This window comes from Paenibacillus abyssi, from assembly GCF_014640295.1.
GTDB lineage: Bacteria > Bacillota > Bacilli > Paenibacillales > Paenibacillaceae > Paenibacillus_D > Paenibacillus_D abyssi.
In genome coordinates this window covers 186,743-205,212 of the sequence record NZ_BMGR01000004.1, presented here as the reverse complement: position 1 = coordinate 205,212, position 18,470 = coordinate 186,743, and the positions used below count along the sequence as shown (strand labels likewise).

Here is an 18,470-nt window from a genome sequence, read left to right as displayed (position 1 = left end):
GGATGATGAATAATACTTGGGCCAGTTTGTCCTTAGACGCACAGCTTGCGGCGTTACTTCAGGAGAATAATATTGTTACGCCGACTCAGGTGCAAGCCGAAGCCATACCAGTGATGCTGGAGGGAAAAGATGTGATCGCGCATTCCCAGACCGGTAGCGGCAAAACGCTGGCATACCTGCTGCCTGTGCTCCAGCGGATTGATTCAGAGGATAAGAACGTGCAGGCCGTCGTGCTTGCACCTACGCAGGAATTAGCTATGCAAATCGTTCAGGTTGCTAAATCGTATGGCGAACCGATCGGGGTACGAATCCAGGCTCTGATTGGCGGGGCGGCGATCAAAAGGCAAATCGAGAAGTTAAAGGAGCATCCTCAGCTGGTTATCGGGACGCCCGGGCGTATTCGTGAACTGCTTATGCAGCGGAAGCTTAAGCTTCATGAAACCAGAACGATCGTGGTCGATGAAGTGGACCAGGTGTTCGGGCTTGGCTCGACAAGCGAGGTGGAAGAGGTGCTGCAAAGCACCAAACGGGATCGGCAGGTCGCATTTTTCTCGGCGACCTTCCCGGAGGCGATGGAGGAACTTGAAAGGCGTTGGCTCAATGAACCGGTTCGTGTTGCGGTTACGCCGCAGCAGCGTGTTGCTGCTTCCGTGGAGCATCAATTTATCGTGTGCGACAAACGGGATAAAGTCGATACTGCCAGACGGATTGTACGGTTATTGAATCCGGCTGCGGCGCTGCTTTTCTTGAACGATACCGATGTGATCTCCAATTGGGAATCCAAATTGAGCTATGAAGGATTTACGGTTGAGGCCATTTACGGCGATGCGGATAAAGCCAAACGGGCGAGTACGCTCGCGAGGTTCCGCGACGGACGCTGCCAGTTATTACTTGCCACAGACGTTGCTGCAAGAGGCTTGGATATCGCGGACCTGCCGCTGGTCATCAATCTGGATCCGCCCTTCGATGCGGATCACTATGTTCATCGTGCCGGACGAACGGGAAGAATGGGCCGTTTCGGAACGGTCATCTCGATCGTCACCCCGCAGGAGCTGTTTATAATGGACAAGTTCCAGAAGCAGCTTGCGATAACCATTACGCAGAAAGTGTTGGATCGCGGTAAGCTTGTGAATGCAGATGAAGCCCGCCAGAAAGCAGCCCCGTTCCGTAGAGCATCCGGTTCGAGGCAAGCGGAACAAGCTCCAGGACAAACTGCGGGAGCTGGAAAAGAATCAATGCAGGGAACCGCGCGGACAACAGCATCCAAGGCAGATGCCAAGCCGGCCTCGAAACGTCCGCCGCAAAAGACAGCGACTAAATCGGTGCGTGAGCGTGACCGTAAGGACAAAGGCGCTCCGAAATGGCTGAAAGCAAAGCGGAGCGAAAACGATTAGTGAAAATTTATTTAGCCCACCCCCAAAAAACGAAATGGACAAGCCGAATGGTATAAGCGTCAAACCATTTCGAGAAGGAGTGTGGCTAACGAATGAAAAAAGCAACATGGAAAAAGCTCGCGATCTCATCCCTGGCTGTCATGACATTAATGGGTGGAGCAACCTCGGCCTTTGCTGATGGGAAAGAAAAGGGCAGAGACAAAGATAGAAAAAAAGGGAAAGAAAAACACCATCAAAAAGCTGAAATTAAGATTAACGTAAATTTTAAGGATCTTGACGAAAAAGAAATGGAATGGGCGATGGAGCATATTATCCGCCTTGCATCCAAAGGGGTATTCAATGGATATGAGGACGGCACTTTCAAGCCAAGACAAACCATTTCCCGCATCGAAGCTTTGGTTGCGGCAGTACGTTTAATGGGACTGCGTGAGCAAGCCGAATCAGCGGAAGAGATGAGCACGGATCTTAACTTTAAAGACGCCGAGCTGCTGCAGGAAAAATATCCTTGGGCGGTTGGTTATGTCGCTGTAGCGTTGGAAAACGACTTGTTCTTTGAGACGGATGCGAAGATTGAGCCGAACAAACCGGCCGACCGCTTGTGGGCGACGACTTTGCTTGTCAAAGCACTGAAGCTGGAGGATGAAGCTAAAGCTAAAAATAATACCAAGCTTGAATTCAAAGATGCAAGGCAGATTCCAGCCGGTTCAGTCGGTTATGTAGCGGTAGCGATCGAGAAAGGGCTGGTCACCGGCTACCAGAACAACACCTTCCGTCCGAATCAACCGGTATCGCGCGCCGAGCTGGCTGCCCTGCTTGATCGTACGGACAACCAGCTTCCAGACCATGATGCCCAGGCTGTTGTTGGAAAGCTGAAGGCTGATCCGGCCAGCGGAGCGATCATTCTCCAAAAATCGGACAATACAGATGTCGCATTGGCACTCGATCCGAATGTGTTCATCTTCCGTGACGGAACGAAGGCGCAGGTATCCGCATTGAAAGCGGGAGATGAAGTTTTGGTTCGGACCTTCCAAAATAAAGTGGTTTTCATCGAAGTGACAAAGTCGGCAGCGGTTAATGTTGCGTTCACAGAAATCGGCAAGATTAATTCCGTAACGCTGAATGCGCAAGGTAAGCTGTCTACGATCTCGATTATTAAGACGGTAGATGGAAACGAGCAAGCGGTAATTTTCAACGTTGACACCAATGTAGAGATTAAAGGTAATGCTTCTCTGCTTTCCCAGGGCCAGCTTATTGAGGTCAAAGGTGAAAATGGCATCGTTAAGTCGATTGAAATTAAATAATACGGACTGATATCTTTTACATGCAGCTCCGGCTACCTTCGATATCGAGGGGGGCCGGAGCTGTTTCCATTTGAGCTGAGCGTTCGTTATAATAGAAGGATGAGGTGAAGCGGATGGAATCAGTTCTTCAAGTAGATCAATTGACAGGCGGCTACAGCCCGCGCAAACCCGTGCTTCACGGAATATCGTTCACTATTCGGCCAGGCGAGATGGTTGGTTTGATCGGATTGAACGGTGCAGGGAAAAGCACGACAATAAAGCATATTCTTGGCCTGATGAAGCAGCACAAGGGTGATATCAGGATCAATGGCGTCACCTTAGAGGAAAACCCGGAGCGTTATCGTTCAGCCTTTGCTTATGTACCGGAAACACCGGTATTATTCGACGAGTTGACCGTACAGGATCACATGCGGCTGACAGGCATGGCTTACGGAGTTGAGGAGCAGCTGTATGCTAAACGCAGTGAGAGGCTGCTGCAGGAGTTCCATATGAATGCGAAGGTAAACGCTTTTTCAGGACATTTGTCCAAAGGGATGAAGCAAAAGGTCATGATCATGAACGCGCTGCTGCCGGAGCCGCCTTTATACATTATAGACGAGCCGTTTCTCGGGCTTGACCCGCTCGGGATCCGTTCGCTGCTGGAACGTCTTGTAAAGGTAAAGGAAAGCGGGGCGGCCATTCTGATGAGCTCGCATATTTTGGCCACGGTTGAAGCGTATTGCGACCGGTTCCTCGTGCTTCATCGGGGCAGAATGGTTGCACAGGGTACGCTTGATGAGGTAAAGGGGCAAGCAGGAGCAGGAGCGAAGACGCTGGAGGAGGCGTTTTATCGTTTGGTCACGGAAGGGGATGGCGATGAACCGGTCGCTTAGCTTATTATGGCAGCAGCGGGCCACAGCGTTTCGCAAGGAAACGATACCGTATATTCGGTATATGGGGCAAAGCGGCTTTCCTGGTTTTGTCTCACTGCTGTTCATTGTAGGCATGATCGGGTACAGCCATTTGCTGCGCAATATGCCGCCATCCTTTCCGATTATTTCAGTCGGGGTTATCGTGCTCACGCCAATGATTTGCTGGAGTCCGTTTCGGACGTGGCTCCATCCTGCGGATACTGTATTCCTTATGCCTAGAGAAAAGGAGATCGGGGACTATTTGGCAAATTCATGGCGCTATAATGGCATACCCGGCGTCATTGCCTTATGGGCATTGCTGATGCTTTATGTGCCTTTGTACGTCAAAGCTGTTGATGAGCCGTTAGCGTGGCCGATGCTTGCTGTTGTCGTCACCGTTATGAAAGGCTTGAATGCGTTCGGAGCTTGGAGGGAGCGGCAGATGGCTTGGCCGGGCGCACGGCGCGGGATCCGGTTGGTCCGTTGGGCGGCAGCGGGACTGATGCTTGCAGCTTTTTTGGCTGCACCGCTCTGGAATGCGGCGGCTTTTGCGCTTCTGTTAGTGATTACCTGTGTTGTAGTGATTCGTTTGCCGCAGCGGCATTCTGTACCATGGGAGCGATTAATAACAGAGGAAGAACGAACGAGAAGAAGGTATTACCGTTTTTTCAGTGCCTTTATCGATGTCCCGGTTCTGCCTTCTCGAATAGCCAGAAGGGGTTATTTGTCCTGGATCGCCAATCGGATCAGATATGCTCATAAAAATACGTACCGTTACCTGTTTGCTTTTACCTTACTGCGTACGGAGCTAGGCGGCATCATCATGAGATTGACGATGCTTGGTGCGCTGATCGTTTATTTGACCTCGGTCGGGCTCTTGTTATCGGGTTGGGGGGCTGTAGCCGTACATATCCTGTTTGTACTTATTATCGCTGTTCAGTCCTCCTCGCTGCACCAGGTTCACCGCCATTCGGTATGGCGCCATATCTACCCGCTGCCGGAACAGCGGCATGACGGTTCTTTGGTCCGGGTCGTTGTCACGGCTTCCGCAATTTGTGGAGGAATAATCTGGCTTCCGCTGGCACTGACCTCCGGTTCACCCGATCAATATGCCCCTGCTCTAACAGCATTAATTGTTTATCTGGGATATGTATTCTGGATGCTGCCTGCAAGATTAAGGCGTAAGCTGACAAGTGGTCTGGAAGATTGAAAAGTGAAAAAGGAGGTTAGACGATATGGGAGATCCGCGGGTGAAGCAATTGGCCGAGCTGCTCGTTCATCATTCGGTGAGAGTGCAGCCGGGAGAGAGGATTTTGATTATCGGCGCAGCAGAGACTGCACCGTTGATTAAAGAGGTATATCGAAGTGTACTGCGTGCAGGCGGGCATCCGGTTACACAGATTGGGCTTGCCGAGCTGGATAAGATTTTTTACGATGAAGCCAGCGACGAACAGCTTGCCGACATCGAGGTCATGGATTGGCTATATCATCGTGCCGACGGTTTAATTCGGATTCTTGGCGCGGCTAATAACAAGGAATTGACCAATGTTGACCCGAAAAGGCTCCAGCAACGGCGCAAAGCAACCGGGAAGCTGTCCCAATATTTAATGCAGGGCGGAGCGAAATGGGTGCTGACGATGTTCCCGACACAAGCCCAGGCACAGGACGCGGATATGTCGTTGGAAGAGTATGAGGACTTCGTATACAGTGCGACCAATGTGGACTATAAAGCGCTGCAGCAATCCATGCTCGCGGCCGCAAGCAGGTTCAATGCGGCGAAGAAGGTACGGATCGTGGGCAAAGAAACTGACTTGACCGTTGACATTGAAGGACGTGAAGCTGTCCTTTGTTACGGCTTGCGCAACGTGCCGGACGGGGAGTTCTACTTCACGCCGAATCATTTGTTGACCGAAGGCTATATCTACTATGAATGGCCGACTATTTTTAACGGCAGGGAAATTGCCGGGATCCGCCTTCGCTTTGAAGCTGGGAGAATTGTGGAATGTTCGGCGGAAAAGGGAGAGGACTCGTTGATCCAGGCTTTGGATACGGACAAAGGCTCGCGATATCTCGGCGAGCTTGGAATCGGAGCAAACTTCGGAATTACCAGGCCGACCAAGGATATTCTGTTCGACGAGAAGATCGGCGGCTCCGTTCATCTGGCGGTCGGCAGGGCCTACGAAGCTGGCGGGGCAGGCAACGAATCGTCGATCCACTGGGACATGGTCAAAAACCTCATGGATGGCGGAGAACTATACCTCGATGGTGAATTAGTCCAAAAAGACGGAAAATGGTTATTCTAATAAAAAAATCGGAGTGCAGGACGAATGAACCTGTGCTCCGTTTTTTATTGCGACTCTAGTTGTCTTTGCGGACAAAGTATGGATATGCACGTAAAAGGGTTGACTTGTTGACCAAGCGGCAGCAAAAAAAGGACAACATTCCGCTGTCCTTTCTAGGTGATACATTTATGGATATAATCAAGCTTTGCCGGAAACCTCAAGAACCGCTTTGTAGATCGTATCGAACAGCTCCTCCAGATGCAGCTCCTCGATGCAGGAGAAAGCGACACGAAGATCAGTTTCGCCCAACGCGATCGTGCCGATCGCATATTCGTCAAGCAAACGTGTGCGAACGGATTCCGCATCCGTAGTTTTCAGCTTCAAGCACATAAAGTAACCGGAGTTAAACGGATAGTAATCCCAAACCTCTCCGTATCTGCTGCTGTCGAGCAGAGATTTGACACGGTTGGCGCGGCGTTTCATGATTTCGAATTTCTCTTGTTTCTGCGCATCGAAATCCGGAGATTTCAAGGCTTGCAGGACAAAGGTTTGCGAAGGATGGGCGCCGCTTGAAATGGTTGCGCGGATAATGCCCATCGTCTTCTGCTCCAGTGCTTTCAAAATCGCGTCAGAAGAGGAAGCGTACGTAATAAATCCGACACGGAAGCCCCAAACATATTCTTCTTTGGTCGCACCGTCAACCTTGACGGCCAGAACACGCGGATGAAGGTCGGCAAGCTTGCCGAACAACGATTCATGCATCGAGTCTTCAAAGAACAATCCGAAATAGGCGTCATCAGTTACGGCAACGACATTAATGCCTGCTTCTGCAGCATCGCGAATCGCAGCAACGATTTCTTCCCCTTCTTCTTTTCCCGGCGTGTAACCGGTTGGATTATTAGGGAAGTTGAGCAGTACGATCGCTTTGCCCTTTTCCTTTTGCGAGAGAAGCGCATTACGCAGTCCTGCGCTGTTAAAGCGGTTCGCTTCGTTATAAAGCGGGTACTCTACAATTTCAGCTCCGCGGCGAAGCCCGAAGGTCAGTTCATAGTTTTCCCAGTTTTTGTTCGGGATAATTACCGCGTCTCCCGCATCTGCGAATAGATCGGCAACGATACTTAATCCATGTGTCAGCGCATTAGTGACAATGGGATTGCCGAACGATTTGCCCTGTAAAGACGGATTCTCTTCAATCATTTTCTCGCGCCATGCGGTTCGGAGCTCAGGCTTGCCTTCCGGTGGCGCATATGGATAAATGTCTTTAGGTTCGTAAGAAGATAATGTATCTTGAATGACTTTTAGATGCATCGGTTGACCGCCCTCTGTAGCGATGCCGATTGTTGCGTTAAACTTCTTGGCCTTGGCCTTCGCTTCCGCTGATTGGCTTAGAATGCCTTCCTTTGGAAAATAAATCGCTTTGCCGATGCCGGAGAGCATGGAGTAGACATGCGCATTTTCTTGTTCAATCGCTTCATTCAACTGCTGAGCAAGTGGGTTCATTGGATATTATTCATCCTTCCAAATAGTTCGATTCCTTTCGGGTGCTATTATAACACTTTTTGGGTGTTATCGGCTAATGATATCCAAATTTTTTTAAGAAGTTGCACTGCCTTTTTGCTGTAGTGTATGATGACATCGATAGATTAGATAGAGGCTGTTGGGAGGTTTGGAAAATATGCTGCATGCTTCGCCTTCTTCATTTGTTCTGAAACCTGCGTTTGCAAAGATTGTTTGCGAGCCCGGATGGAAATGGCAGAAACGTGAGAAACCGCTGGCCAATTACGATTTGTTCTATGTTTGGAGCGGAGAAGGTGATTTGGAGTTAAACGGCCAGTCCTACCAAGTGGGCAAAGGAAGCTGCTTTTTATTTCGGCCGGGCGACCACACAAGCGCTACGCATAATCCGCAAAAGCCATTGGTACTTACCTACATCCATTTTGATATCGCTGAACAGGTTCATTCCGTGCCTGAACCCTACCGTGTTTTAACTGAAACCGTCGATTTTGAATATTTGCTTTCCAGGTATGTGAGGTTATTTCTAGTCAAAACCTTCGCAGCGGAAGAGGAGGCATGCCTTATTCTAAAGCAGCTGCTCATCCATTTGCTGCGGTCGGATCTGGAAGGACAAGTGCCAATCGAACGCAAAGCGAGCAACCAATTGACGGAAGCTATTCATGAGATCGCTAATTACATTCATCAAAATCCGGGCATTTCGCATCGAGTGGAGGATCTGGCCAAGCGGGCACAGCTCTCGCCCCGATATTTCTCCATCAAATTTAAAGAAATGATCGGTGTGTCCGTACAAGCCTATATGATTCAATCCCGCATTGAGCGGGCGCAGCATCTGTTGATGCATGCAGGAATGAATGTGACTGAGGTGGCTGACGCGCTTGGCTATCGGGATATTTTCTTTTTTAGCCGCCAATTTAAACAATATACCGGCAAGAGCCCTTCTGAAATTCGTTAAAGAGCAGAGAAGGGGATATAGATGATTGGCTGTTAAGTTTCACGTTTGTTGGCATGAGGGCAATATTTATGCATGAGGGCTGCCGTCTCCTCATCTAATTTCCCGCCGCGGTCGGACAGGCCTTGCAGGACAGGCTCCATACGCTGTGCGGATAAATTTTGCCCGAATTTGAACTTGCCGGATAGATGGACAATATCGATACGTACGACCGCTACGCCCTTGAGTCTAGGGATATAGTCGGCATCCTCGGCATCAATCGGTTTATAACCTCCTTCAGGCTGCAGCTTTCTCATCAGCGCTTCGAGCGCTCCAGCTTTTTCGCGAGCATCGTCAACAACCATTGCACGGCCTTGGATCATAACCGATTTAAAATAGCTTGTAGCGGGACAAGCCATCAGTGGATCGGAGAAATAGGATGGAATGATGGCATATTCTTTGGCAACGGCAAACGTAACATTCGGATGGGCGGCCAAGCTTTTCATTTTCTCGCCAATTCGGCTTCCATGAAAGTAAATGGCCTCTTGATGATAGACATAGTTGAGCGGTATTACGGACGGCCAACCATGTTCTGTCAGGGTACCGAGAAAGCCGAAGCTCATCTCATGAAGAAAATTATCGGTATCCTGTTTTTCCTGCGTCTCGAACTCTCCTCTTCTCATTTCAATCCCTCCAAAGTAATCATTCTAGATCATGTTTTCTGATGAAAAGTAGCATACCTTACTTGATTGATATTTAAAAAGATCCAATTTACATTACTTTTAATAGACCAATTTTGGGGTTGCCAACTGAATTGTGGCTGCCGGAGGTGATAGCAAATGGATCTAAGAACGGAATTCCGGATTGGTTATGACCGGCACCTGGAAACCTGCGGAAATGCTTATACTGCTTTGTATGAGGCCATTCGTGAGGCGATCTTGCAGGGGCAATTGACTTATGGCACGAGGCTTCCTTCAAGCCGCCAGCTGGCCTCCTCGTACGGCATTTCCAGAGGGACGGTAAATACGGCCTATGAAATGCTGCTTTCTGAAGGGTATATCAGAGCAGAGACCGGGCGAGGCACATTTGTTGATTTCCAATCGGCCAGTGCTTTTGGACAGAAGGAGCATGCGGCAACGATCTTCCTCTCGCCATGGGTTAGCCAGCTTGATCCTGTACCGGACCGAGGCGGGAGCGGGAGGGAGCTTCGCAAACCGCCGGCAGATTTGACGATCGGCAGAGTGGACCCGCGGTTATTTCCAATCGAGGAATGGAAAACGGCTTATTATGCGGAGGTGCGATCATCGGCAGAGCGGCCATATGAGTCTGCTTTTACAACGGAAGGTTATGTGCCGCTGCGCGAGGCAATCGCCCTTTATTTAGCCCGTGAACGTGGAGTTCTGGCTGAGCCGGAACAGATCGTCATAACGAATGGATCCATGCATGCAATCGCAATATTGAGTATGCTGTTAATTCATGAAGGCGATGACGTTGTTGTGGAGAATCCATCATACGGGGGAATCAGAAGGGCAGTTAAAGCGGCTGGAGGAAGGGTGTTGAATGCTGCCGTCGATCGTGAGGGTATTATTCCGGATCAGTGGCAATCACGCTTGCTGTTTGTTACGCCGACGAGGCAATTTCCTACGGGCGTGGCATTATCCCTCAAACGGAAAACGGCTTTGCTGAAATGGGCGGTCAGCCAAGATGCAGTCATTATTGAAGATGATTACGACAGCGAATTCCGCTGGGGGGAGAGGCCGACGGAGCCGTTAAAAGCTCTGGACCAGACGGGGCGTGTTGTCTATATTGGCACATTTTCCAAGACGATGCTTACTGATTTGCGGATTGGATATGCCGTACTTCCCTCACCCCTTGTGGATCCGTTCCGCCGAGCAAAATATTTATTTGAGCCATATCCAACGGGCATCGTAGAGCAGCGGGCGTTATCCGGTTTTATGGCTTCCGGCCGATACGGAAAACATTTGAGGCGGATGAAGCGTGAATGTGGACGCCGCATGATCGTATTCCGTAATCATATACAGCCGCTGCTTAACCGACATTTTGAGTTTTACGATTCGGATGCGGGCCTGCATCTGTATGCACGATGGAGGGGAGCTTCTTGCGATTATGATCATTTCAGGCAAGAATGTGAAAAGGCAGGCATCGTCTGGACGGACGGGAACAGATATGAGCTGCCTAATACAGAGCAGCGATACGCTTTGTTTGGCTTCGTACATATGAACGAACAGGAGCTAATGGAAGCGGCGGCTATTATAGAATCGGTTATAGAACATAGATAAGAGCCATTCCATCTGTCGATTGGAATGGCTCTTTTTAGGGTATTTAGGATAAACGCCCAAGCTCTTCTCCGACCCGAACCCGTTTCCCGGGCATGAGATCGTTACGAAGCGTGAAGGAATCGTCCTCGGTGAGCAGGACTACGGTGGAGCCGAATTCGAAGTAGGCAAGCTCTTCCCCTTTTTCGACCTGATTCTTGATCGGTTCGACATACCTGATGCTGCTGACGTTCATCGCACCGACTTTGATGACGGCGATCTCTCCGGTGTTGTGTTTAATGTAAGTGACCAACCGTTCATTGCGGCTAAGCACGCGAGGCATATTGCGAAGGGCGAAGTCATTAACGGGATACACTTTGCCAGGAATGTGCTCTCTCTCCACGATGACACCTCCAACCGGGGTATGAATCCGATGGTAATCGGTTGGACTTAAATACAGCACAATACAAAAACCGTGGCGGTAATTTTCCGTGCGCGGAGAGCGATTAAGCAGCTCCTCGATCGTATAATCCTGCCCCTTTACATTTAATATCGTACCGGAATTCACCGGTCCAGCGCCTGTGATCAATGCATCGACAGGGCTGACCAGCACATCGGGATGCGGCTCGATTTCTCTGGCTCCGGGCTTTAACCGGCGGGTGAAAAATTCGTTTAACGATTTATATTCATGGAGCTTCTTTTCAGCTTCTTCAATCCGGATGCCGTACAATTTGGCGAATTTTGGGATAAAACGGCGGCTCGCCGACGATTGGGCAAATCGGCCTGTTAATTTTGAGATCCATTTACGCGAGCTCAGCTCGGTCATCGATCGCAGCAGCCATTTGTTCATGCCGATTACTTCACGTCCTTTCTAGCACATCATATCTCTACCGAAATAGTTTGACACATCAGGCGGGTGAAAGCAATACATCATCCCTGCTCCAAGTATAACAGGATATTTTGCTGTGCATGCTGTCAATGGAGGTGTCTCTAATGACCGTGGTAATCATGGTATTGCTGTTAGTCTCTTCCGTATCCATTTGGTGGATGAAAAGGTTAAGCGGAAAGCTGACATTTTTTTTGGATGCACTGGGTTTTTTAGCGCTGCTCATCGTGTTCGCTATTGCATCGGCAAGTATCATCCGGACACTGCTCGATAACGCGGTATTTATGACCCAGGTTCATGAAGTGCTGTTGAATCCGTTATTTATTATCGGAGGCGCCTATCTTGGACCGTATTTTTCAGCGCTGTTGTTTAAAAATGTGATGGTGGGCCAGAAAAACATCAAAAGCCGTTAAACGATGAATCTGACAGCCATGTTCATAATCCCCATTTTCTTCTAGGCAAAAAACTTTTATACTAGTTTGTAGTAATCCAAGCAGCTAGTCTTGAAAGTTTCTTTGTCATGGAATCAGAGCAAATCATGCGAAATAGGGAGGAAGACTATGTCAACCATTCAGAATGCCCATGAAGCGATTCCCAAAACGATGCGAGCGGCCGTTATGCCGCAGCCGTTTGATATTGTGATCGAGGAGCGGAACGTTCCTGAGGCAAGCGGAGACGAGGTGCTTGTAAAGATCATGGCGGTAGGTATATGCGGTTCGGACATTCATTATTACGAGCACGGCAGGATCGGTCCGTATGTGGTGGAAAAGCCGATTATTTTAGGACATGAGTGCGCGGGCATCGTAGCTGCTGTCGGTGACAAGGTGACCCGCTTTAAGGTTGGAGACCGGGTGGCGGTAGAGCCGGGGATTACCTGCGGCAGATGCGATCATTGCAAATCCGGAAGATACAATTTGTGCGCGGATGTGCAGTTTCTCGCTACACCGCCGGTGGATGGCGCATTTGTCCAATATATCAAGCATCGTGAAGACTTTTTGTTTCCGATTCCTGACGGAATGTCCTTTGAAACAGCGGCCTTGATCGAACCCTTCTCAGTCGGCATCCATGCGGCCAAACGGGCAGGCATTAAGCCCGGAGAGACGGTTGCAATCATTGGCATGGGGCCGGTGGGGCTCATGGCGGTTGTTGCGGCAAAAGCGTTCGGTGCGGGAAAAATCATCGTCAGCGATATGGAGCCGGTACGTTTGAAGGCGGCAATAAAGCTGGGCGCACATCATGCGCTTGATGCAAGCAAGCAGGATGCAGCTGAAGTTATCAAGGATTTGACGGGTGGTAAAGGGGCGGATGTCGCTTTTGAAACGGCCGGACATCCCCATGCATTGAAAACGGCGCTCCGTTCTCTTTGCAGAGGAGGAAGGTTATCAATCGTCGGGCTCCCTCCGCAAGAAGAGATCCCTGTCAATGTTCCATCCATAGCGGACAACGAAATCGACATTTATGGAGTGTTCCGCTATGCAAATACCTATGCTCAAGGAATCACCTTTATATCGTCGGGAATTGCCGATACGGACATCATGATCACGGACCGTTATCCATTGGAACAGACTAAAGAAGCAATGGAGCGGGCTAGAACGAATAAGAGCGGTTCGCTCAAAGTAGTTGTATACCCTAATGGGATGTAGCGAAGCAAGACTTTAGCTTCCCCGTATAAAGTTGGGTGATGCCGGGCGGGATAATGCCGTGCCGGACAGGGCATTTCGCGTGTATGTTGTCATAGTAAAGCATACCGGAAAGAGGGTGTCCCATAGGCATGGCCATGCCCAAAGTCGCTTTCGTAACACCTGGCTCGTTCCCTCTGCCTTCCTCTAAAAGCAGCTCGGTGGAGCGTGTTGTCGAGTATATCGTGCCGCAGCTTAACCACGTCGTGAGAGCAAGAATCTACGGTCGAACCGCGCCCAGGCTGGCGAGGCGGGGAACTTTGCATGGCGTAACCTGTTTACGTTTTCCGGCGGTTAACAAAATCAGGTATATCCAGTCGGTAGCGCGATCGCTGCGCACGTTCAGGCCTGATTTGGTCGTGGTTGAAAATCGTCCCCAGCATCTTTTGCGCATTCGAAAGCAGTGTCCGCGTTCCCGCATTTGGTTGAATCTGCATTCTACAACCTTTATCGGGAACGGATATATTAGTCCGAAGCTGCTGCGGGAGAGCTTGCGCTGTGCGGAGCGGATCATTGTAAACAGCATGTACTTAAGGAATGTCGTCGCAGCCAAAGTGCCTGATGCGCTGCATAAGCTGCGCGTGGTTCATTTAGGCGTGGAAACCTCGAAATTTCATTCGCAATATTCTGTTGAAGGTGCTGAGAGGCGCCACTGGCTGCGGCATATAAGAGGGTGGAAGGATCGAAGCGTCGTACTGTATATGGGGAGGTTGATTCCCCGTAAAGGCGTGCATCACTTGCTCAGCTTACTGCCTGAGCTCGTTGCCGTTCACCCTGACATTCTGATCGTCATCGTGGGCAGCGCATACTATGGCTCCCATCGGATTACAGCTTATACCAGACAACTGCATAGACTGGGAAAAGCGTGGCCGAATCACGTGCTTTTTGTCCCCTATGTGCCTTATAACGAGGTGCCGGACTGGTATCTTGCTGCCGATGCTGCCGTGGTGCCTTCCGACAGAAGGGAAGCGTTCGGACTGGTCAACGTGGAGGCCATGGCATGCGGCCTGCCGGTTGTTGCAACAAGGGCCGGGGGGATGAAAGAAATCATTGAAGACGGCGTGACAGGGCTTCTTGCAGACCCGGATCATCTGCGAAGCGAGCTGCGTGACTGTATACTTCTGCTGCTGCAGGACAACGAGCTCCGGGCGATGATGGGACAACGAAGCCGTGAACGGGTAGAACGTTATTTCAACTGGCAAAAAGCAGGCGAGCGGTGGATGGAGGTCTTCATGGAAACGGGGCTCTTGAATCCATAAAATGTTATAAACCAAGGCAAATCAGGGTTGACAAATAAGGTTAACAAACGTATAGTCAAAGCAAGAATCCACTAGGGGCGCCCGAACGGGCTGAGATAAGGCGGAGCAACGCCTTGGTCCCTTTGTACCTGATCTGGGTTATACCAGCGTAGGAAAGTGGGATAATGCCTTGGTCGATTTGATAGACGGTTAGATGCCGGCAGATGATGCCCGTATACCGTCCTTACCATTGCATCATTCAGCCGCTCCTTCGCCGGGGCGGCTTTTTTGCTGGCTCCGCGATGCGAGAGAGGACTTTATCTGCGAGCCTCCTAGGGATTCTAATTTATTCCTTAGGAGGCTATTTTATATGTCCATTTTAACTACACCGCTGCCAGGCAGCCGCAAGGTTTACGTGAAAGGCTCAAGAGAAGATATTCAAGTTCCGATGAGAGAAATCGAATTAAGCCCGACAACGGCAGGGGGCAAGGAAGTCATCAATGAACCGGTACGTGTCTATGATGCGAGCGGTCCTTATACGGATACCGCATATGAAGCAGACGTCCGTCGCGGTCTGCCTGCGCTGCGCCGCGCATGGATTGAGGAGCGGGGCGATGTTGAAACATATGAAGGCCGCCAGATTAAGCCGGAAGACAATGGCTTCGTTTCGCAGGAACGTGTGGAAGAAAAAGGAGCAGAGCTGTTTCCTGGGTTGGAGCGCAAACCGCTTCGCGCTAAAGCGGGAAGCAATGTGACACAGCTCCATTATGCCCGTAAAGGAATCATAACGCCGGAGATGGAATACATTGCAATCCGTGAAGGGATGGAGCCTGAATTTGTCCGCAAGGAGATTGCGGAAGGCAGAGCGATTATCCCGGCCAATATCAACCATCCGGAAAGCGAGCCGATGATCATCGGACGCAATTTCCATGTTAAGATCAACGCGAATATTGGAAATTCCGCCGTTGCTTCCTCCATCGAAGAGGAAGTGGAAAAGATGACTTGGGCAACCCGTTGGGGAGCGGATACGATCATGGATCTGTCCACGGGCAAGAACATTCATACGACGCGGGAGTGGATTGTCCGCAATTCACCGGTTCCGGTAGGAACAGTTCCTATTTACCAGGCATTGGAGAAGGTAAACGGAGTAGCAGAGGATTTGAACTGGGAAGTGTTCCGCGACACGTTGATCGAGCAAGCGGAGCAAGGCGTCGATTATTTCACGATTCATGCGGGGGTACTCCTGCGCTATGTTCCGTTAACAGCCAAGCGGGTAACCGGTATCGTGTCCCGCGGCGGATCGATCATGGCTGCATGGTGTCTGGCGCATCATCAAGAGAATTTCTTGTACACGCATTTTGAGGAAATTTGTGAAATTATGAAAGCCTATGACGTATCGTTCTCGCTAGGCGACGGCCTGCGTCCGGGCTCGATCGCCGATGCGAATGATGAAGCTCAGTTCGCTGAATTGGATACGCTGGGTGAATTGACGAAAATCGCCTGGAAGCATGACGTGCAGGTGATGATTGAAGGTCCGGGCCACGTGCCGATGCACCTGATCAAAGAAAATATGGACCGCCAGCTTGCGGTGTGCGACGAAGCGCCATTCTATACGCTCGGGCCGTTGACCACGGACATTGCTCCAGGCTATGACCATATAACTTCGGCGATTGGAGCGGCAATGATCGGCTGGTTTGGAACGGCTATGCTTTGTTATGTTACACCGAAGGAGCACCTGGGACTGCCGAACAAAGAAGACGTGAAAGAAGGCGTCATTACTTATAAAATTGCCGCTCATGCTGCGGATCTTGCCAAAGGCCATCCGCGTGCTAGAACGCGTGACGATGCATTGTCCAAAGCAAGGTTCGATTTCCGCTGGAAGGATCAATTTCATCTGTCGCTCGATCCGGAGCGCGCAATGTCCTATCATGATGAGACGCTGCCGGCCGAAGCGGCAAAATCGGCTCATTTTTGTTCGATGTGCGGACCGAAGTTCTGCAGTATGAGAATTACACAGGATATTCGCGATTATGCCGAGCGCAACGGAATGGAAACGCAAGAGGCGATCGAAGCGGGAATGCGTGAAAAGTCAGATGCGTTTAAGGCTGCAGGTGGCCAGATTTATGCCAAATCTTGATCTTGGCGAATCAAAGCGGATCGGATCAGCTGAAATTCCCTGGGAAGAGCGTTATTCAAGACAGCTGAGATTCGCGCCGATCGGCCGTGCCGGCCAGCAGCGGTTAAGCGAAGCAAGCGTACTGATCGTCGGCGTCGGCGCGCTTGGGGCATCGCTTGCCCAGCATATGGTGCGGGCTGGTGTGGGCACTGTGCGGCTGGCCGATCGTGATTATGTTGAGCCGAGCAATCTGCAGCGGCAGGTGCTGTTTGATGAGGAGGACGCCCGCCTTGCGCTGCCTAAAGCGGTGGCCGCGGCGCGCAGGCTGCAGTGGATCAACAGCAGTGTGCATGTGGACGCGCATGTGACGGATGTGACGGCCCATACGGTCATGCCGTTGTTCGATGGCATCGATCTTGTGTTGGACGGAACGGACAATGCAGCGGCCCGGCTGCTGCTGAGCAAGGTCTGTTATCGCAAAGGGATCCCGTTTTTATATGGCGGAGTGGCTGGATCAAGCGGGATGAGCGCAATGTTCATTCCCGGGGAGACGGGCTGCCTGCACTGCCTGATCGGCGGCGAAGCTGCTGAGAATGAAGGCGGAATGGCAACTTGTGAGACGTTGGGCGTCATCTCGCCGGCTGTCGAGTTCGTTGCTTCACTGCAATCGGCGGAGGCGCTGAAGTGGCTGACGGGAGATCGTGATTCGATACGCCCTACGCTGCTTCAGTTTGATCTGTGGCCGTTTAAGGTTCGTGAGATGAGGCTGCCTCAAGCCAGACTGCAATGCTCTGTATGCGGAGAACAAGCACGGGGTGGGAATGTTGGGGACCAGCCTGCTGAACGCGTACCGGCAGCCGCTTCTCTCTGCGGAAGGGACACCGTTCAGGTGTCGCTTCCGCATACATTAGATTTGAATATGTGGAAGCAGAGGCTGACGGCGCAGGGAGCTACGGTATCCTCGAACCCTTATCTGGTAAGGGCTGAGCTGATGGATAATAGAAGGCTGGTTCTGTTTCCGGATGGAAGAGTGCTCGTGCAAGGGACGTCCGACCCATCGGAGGCCGTCCGGTTATGCGAGGCCTATTTGACTTCGAAGGAGAGGGTCGAAGAGCTATGGGAAAGCTGAACGATTTTTCATTATATGTCATCACCGGAGAGAACTATCATCCCGGACGCGCGATCAGTGAAGTAATGGAAGAGGCACTGCAGGGCGGAGCTGATATTGTGCAGCTTCGGGACAAAACGTCATCCCCGCAGGAGCTGCTGCGCAAAGCGCAAGAGCTTAAGGCGCTAACCAGGCGTTACGGCGTTCCGCTCATCATCAATGACCATATTGAACTGGCTATTGAGGTTGAAGCGGACGGCGTGCATCTGGGACAGGAGGATTTATCGCTTCAGGAGGCTAGACGCCTGCTCGGAAGCAGCCGTATTATCGGCATTTCCACCCATGCGATTGAGGAAGCGCGCGCGGCTGAGCTGGGTGGTGCAGACTACATTGGCGTAGGTCCGGTCTATCCAACCGGAACAAAACCCGGCGTCAAGCCGGTGACGCTGGATTATGTGCGCCAAGTGGCTGCAGAAATCACGATTCCTTTCGTTGCAATCGGCGGAATTACACCAGGTAATGTGGATGATGTGCTTGAAGCCGGAGCGAAGCGGATTTGCGCGGTATCCGCCATCGTGGGAAGCAGTGATGTCAAAGGAACGGCAAGGCTGCTCAGCGAACGCGTTCGTTCGAGCCGGGGCAGCGTTTATGCGCCAAAGGAAATCGTCGTCAACGGACGCCCGGAAACTGTAACCGCGCGAACGGTGGATCAACTTATTGCCAGATACGGATTACAGGGCAGAAAGCTCGTTGTTGAGCTGGATGGGTATATAGTTCCGCAGGATGAATGGGCAGCCACCCAATTGTTCTCCGGGGTAAAGATTGAGCTGGTCCATTTTGTTGGAGGAGGATAACGT

16 protein-coding genes and 1 riboswitch are annotated in these 18,470 nt (G+C 50.9%); of the genes, 13 read left to right on the top strand and 3 right to left on the bottom strand.

Annotated features, from left to right (window positions below; translation table 11 throughout):
- Positions 1–5 precede the first annotated feature (5 nt).
- The 5 genes from IEW11_RS07650 (at position 6) to IEW11_RS07630 (ending at position 5,888) form a co-directional block, all read left to right on the top strand.
- Positions 6–1,394 carry a DEAD/DEAH box helicase gene (locus IEW11_RS07650; RefSeq protein WP_188530469.1) on the top strand — a complete coding sequence of 463 codons (1,389 nt, stop codon included), beginning with the start codon at positions 6–8 and terminating at the stop codon, positions 1,392–1,394.
- Between the two features lie 92 nt (positions 1,395–1,486).
- Positions 1,487–2,695, top strand: a complete 1,209-nt coding sequence (locus IEW11_RS07645) for an S-layer homology domain-containing protein (RefSeq protein WP_188530468.1) — start codon at positions 1,487–1,489, stop codon at positions 2,693–2,695.
- Between the two features lie 113 nt (positions 2,696–2,808).
- A complete protein-coding gene (locus tag IEW11_RS07640) occupies positions 2,809–3,567 on the top strand; it encodes an ABC transporter ATP-binding protein (RefSeq protein WP_188530467.1) in 759 nt (252 codons plus the stop codon).
- Positions 3,551–4,795, top strand: coding sequence for an ABC transporter permease (locus IEW11_RS07635; RefSeq protein WP_188530466.1), 1,245 nt, complete (start codon positions 3,551–3,553; stop codon positions 4,793–4,795). The genes IEW11_RS07640 and IEW11_RS07635 overlap by 17 nt, the downstream gene beginning before the upstream one ends.
- A 25-nt stretch (positions 4,796–4,820) precedes the next feature.
- Entirely contained in the window at positions 4,821–5,888 is a 1,068-nt protein-coding gene (locus tag IEW11_RS07630; RefSeq protein WP_188530465.1) for an aminopeptidase, read from the top strand.
- Between the two features lie 177 nt (positions 5,889–6,065).
- On the opposite strand, the gene IEW11_RS07625 is transcribed toward IEW11_RS07630, so the two are convergent.
- Positions 6,066–7,367: an aminotransferase class I/II-fold pyridoxal phosphate-dependent enzyme gene (locus tag IEW11_RS07625; protein WP_188530464.1), complete on the bottom strand. Its 1,302-nt coding sequence runs from the start codon at positions 7,365–7,367 to the stop codon at positions 6,066–6,068.
- A gap of 175 nt (positions 7,368–7,542) precedes the next feature.
- Between IEW11_RS07625 and IEW11_RS07620 the strand changes: the two genes are divergently transcribed.
- Positions 7,543–8,334 carry a helix-turn-helix domain-containing protein gene (locus IEW11_RS07620; RefSeq protein ID WP_188530463.1) on the top strand — a complete coding sequence of 264 codons (792 nt, stop codon included), beginning with the start codon at positions 7,543–7,545 and terminating at the stop codon, positions 8,332–8,334.
- Between the two features lie 32 nt (positions 8,335–8,366).
- On the opposite strand, the gene IEW11_RS07615 is transcribed toward IEW11_RS07620, so the two are convergent.
- The gene (locus IEW11_RS07615; protein WP_188530462.1) at positions 8,367–8,993 is read right to left on the bottom strand and encodes a pyridoxamine 5'-phosphate oxidase family protein; all 627 of its coding nucleotides are present in this window, start codon (positions 8,991–8,993) and stop codon (positions 8,367–8,369) included.
- Positions 8,994–9,149: 156 nt separating this feature from the next.
- Here IEW11_RS07615 and pdxR point away from each other — a divergent pair, with 156 nt between their 5' ends.
- Positions 9,150–10,610 carry a MocR-like pyridoxine biosynthesis transcription factor PdxR gene (pdxR, locus tag IEW11_RS07610; RefSeq protein WP_188530461.1) on the top strand — a complete coding sequence of 487 codons (1,461 nt, stop codon included), beginning with the start codon at positions 9,150–9,152 and terminating at the stop codon, positions 10,608–10,610.
- Positions 10,611–10,653: 43 nt separating this feature from the next.
- Here pdxR and asd read toward each other — a convergent pair whose 3' ends face one another.
- Entirely contained in the window at positions 10,654–11,436 is a 783-nt protein-coding gene (gene asd / locus IEW11_RS07605; protein WP_188530460.1) for an archaetidylserine decarboxylase, read from the bottom strand.
- Between the two features lie 143 nt (positions 11,437–11,579).
- On the opposite strand from asd, the gene IEW11_RS07600 reads away from it, so the two are divergent.
- The 6 genes from IEW11_RS07600 (at position 11,580) to thiE (ending at position 18,467) form a co-directional block, all read left to right on the top strand.
- Positions 11,580–11,885, top strand: a complete 306-nt coding sequence (locus IEW11_RS07600) for a hypothetical protein (RefSeq protein ID WP_188530459.1) — start codon at positions 11,580–11,582, stop codon at positions 11,883–11,885.
- 147 nt (positions 11,886–12,032) lie between these two features.
- Positions 12,033–13,115: a sorbitol/xylitol/iditol dehydrogenase GutB gene (gutB, locus tag IEW11_RS07595; protein ID WP_188530458.1), complete on the top strand. Its 1,083-nt coding sequence runs from the start codon at positions 12,033–12,035 to the stop codon at positions 13,113–13,115.
- Positions 13,116–13,243: 128 nt separating this feature from the next.
- The gene (locus tag IEW11_RS07590) at positions 13,244–14,410 is read left to right on the top strand and encodes a glycosyltransferase family 4 protein (protein WP_188530457.1); all 1,167 of its coding nucleotides are present in this window, start codon (positions 13,244–13,246) and stop codon (positions 14,408–14,410) included.
- Between the two features lie 63 nt (positions 14,411–14,473).
- A riboswitch (TPP riboswitch) is annotated at positions 14,474–14,582 on the top strand.
- Between the two features lie 177 nt (positions 14,583–14,759).
- Positions 14,760–16,526 carry a phosphomethylpyrimidine synthase ThiC gene (gene thiC, locus IEW11_RS07585; RefSeq protein ID WP_188530456.1) on the top strand — a complete coding sequence of 589 codons (1,767 nt, stop codon included), beginning with the start codon at positions 14,760–14,762 and terminating at the stop codon, positions 16,524–16,526.
- Positions 16,513–17,634, top strand: coding sequence for a ThiF family adenylyltransferase (locus IEW11_RS07580; RefSeq protein WP_188530455.1), 1,122 nt, complete (start codon positions 16,513–16,515; stop codon positions 17,632–17,634). The genes thiC and IEW11_RS07580 overlap by 14 nt, the downstream gene beginning before the upstream one ends.
- Positions 17,622–18,467 carry a thiamine phosphate synthase gene (gene thiE, locus IEW11_RS07575; protein WP_308422713.1) on the top strand — a complete coding sequence of 282 codons (846 nt, stop codon included), beginning with the start codon at positions 17,622–17,624 and terminating at the stop codon, positions 18,465–18,467. The genes IEW11_RS07580 and thiE overlap by 13 nt, the downstream gene beginning before the upstream one ends.
- The last annotated feature ends 3 nt before the right edge of the window (positions 18,468–18,470 follow it).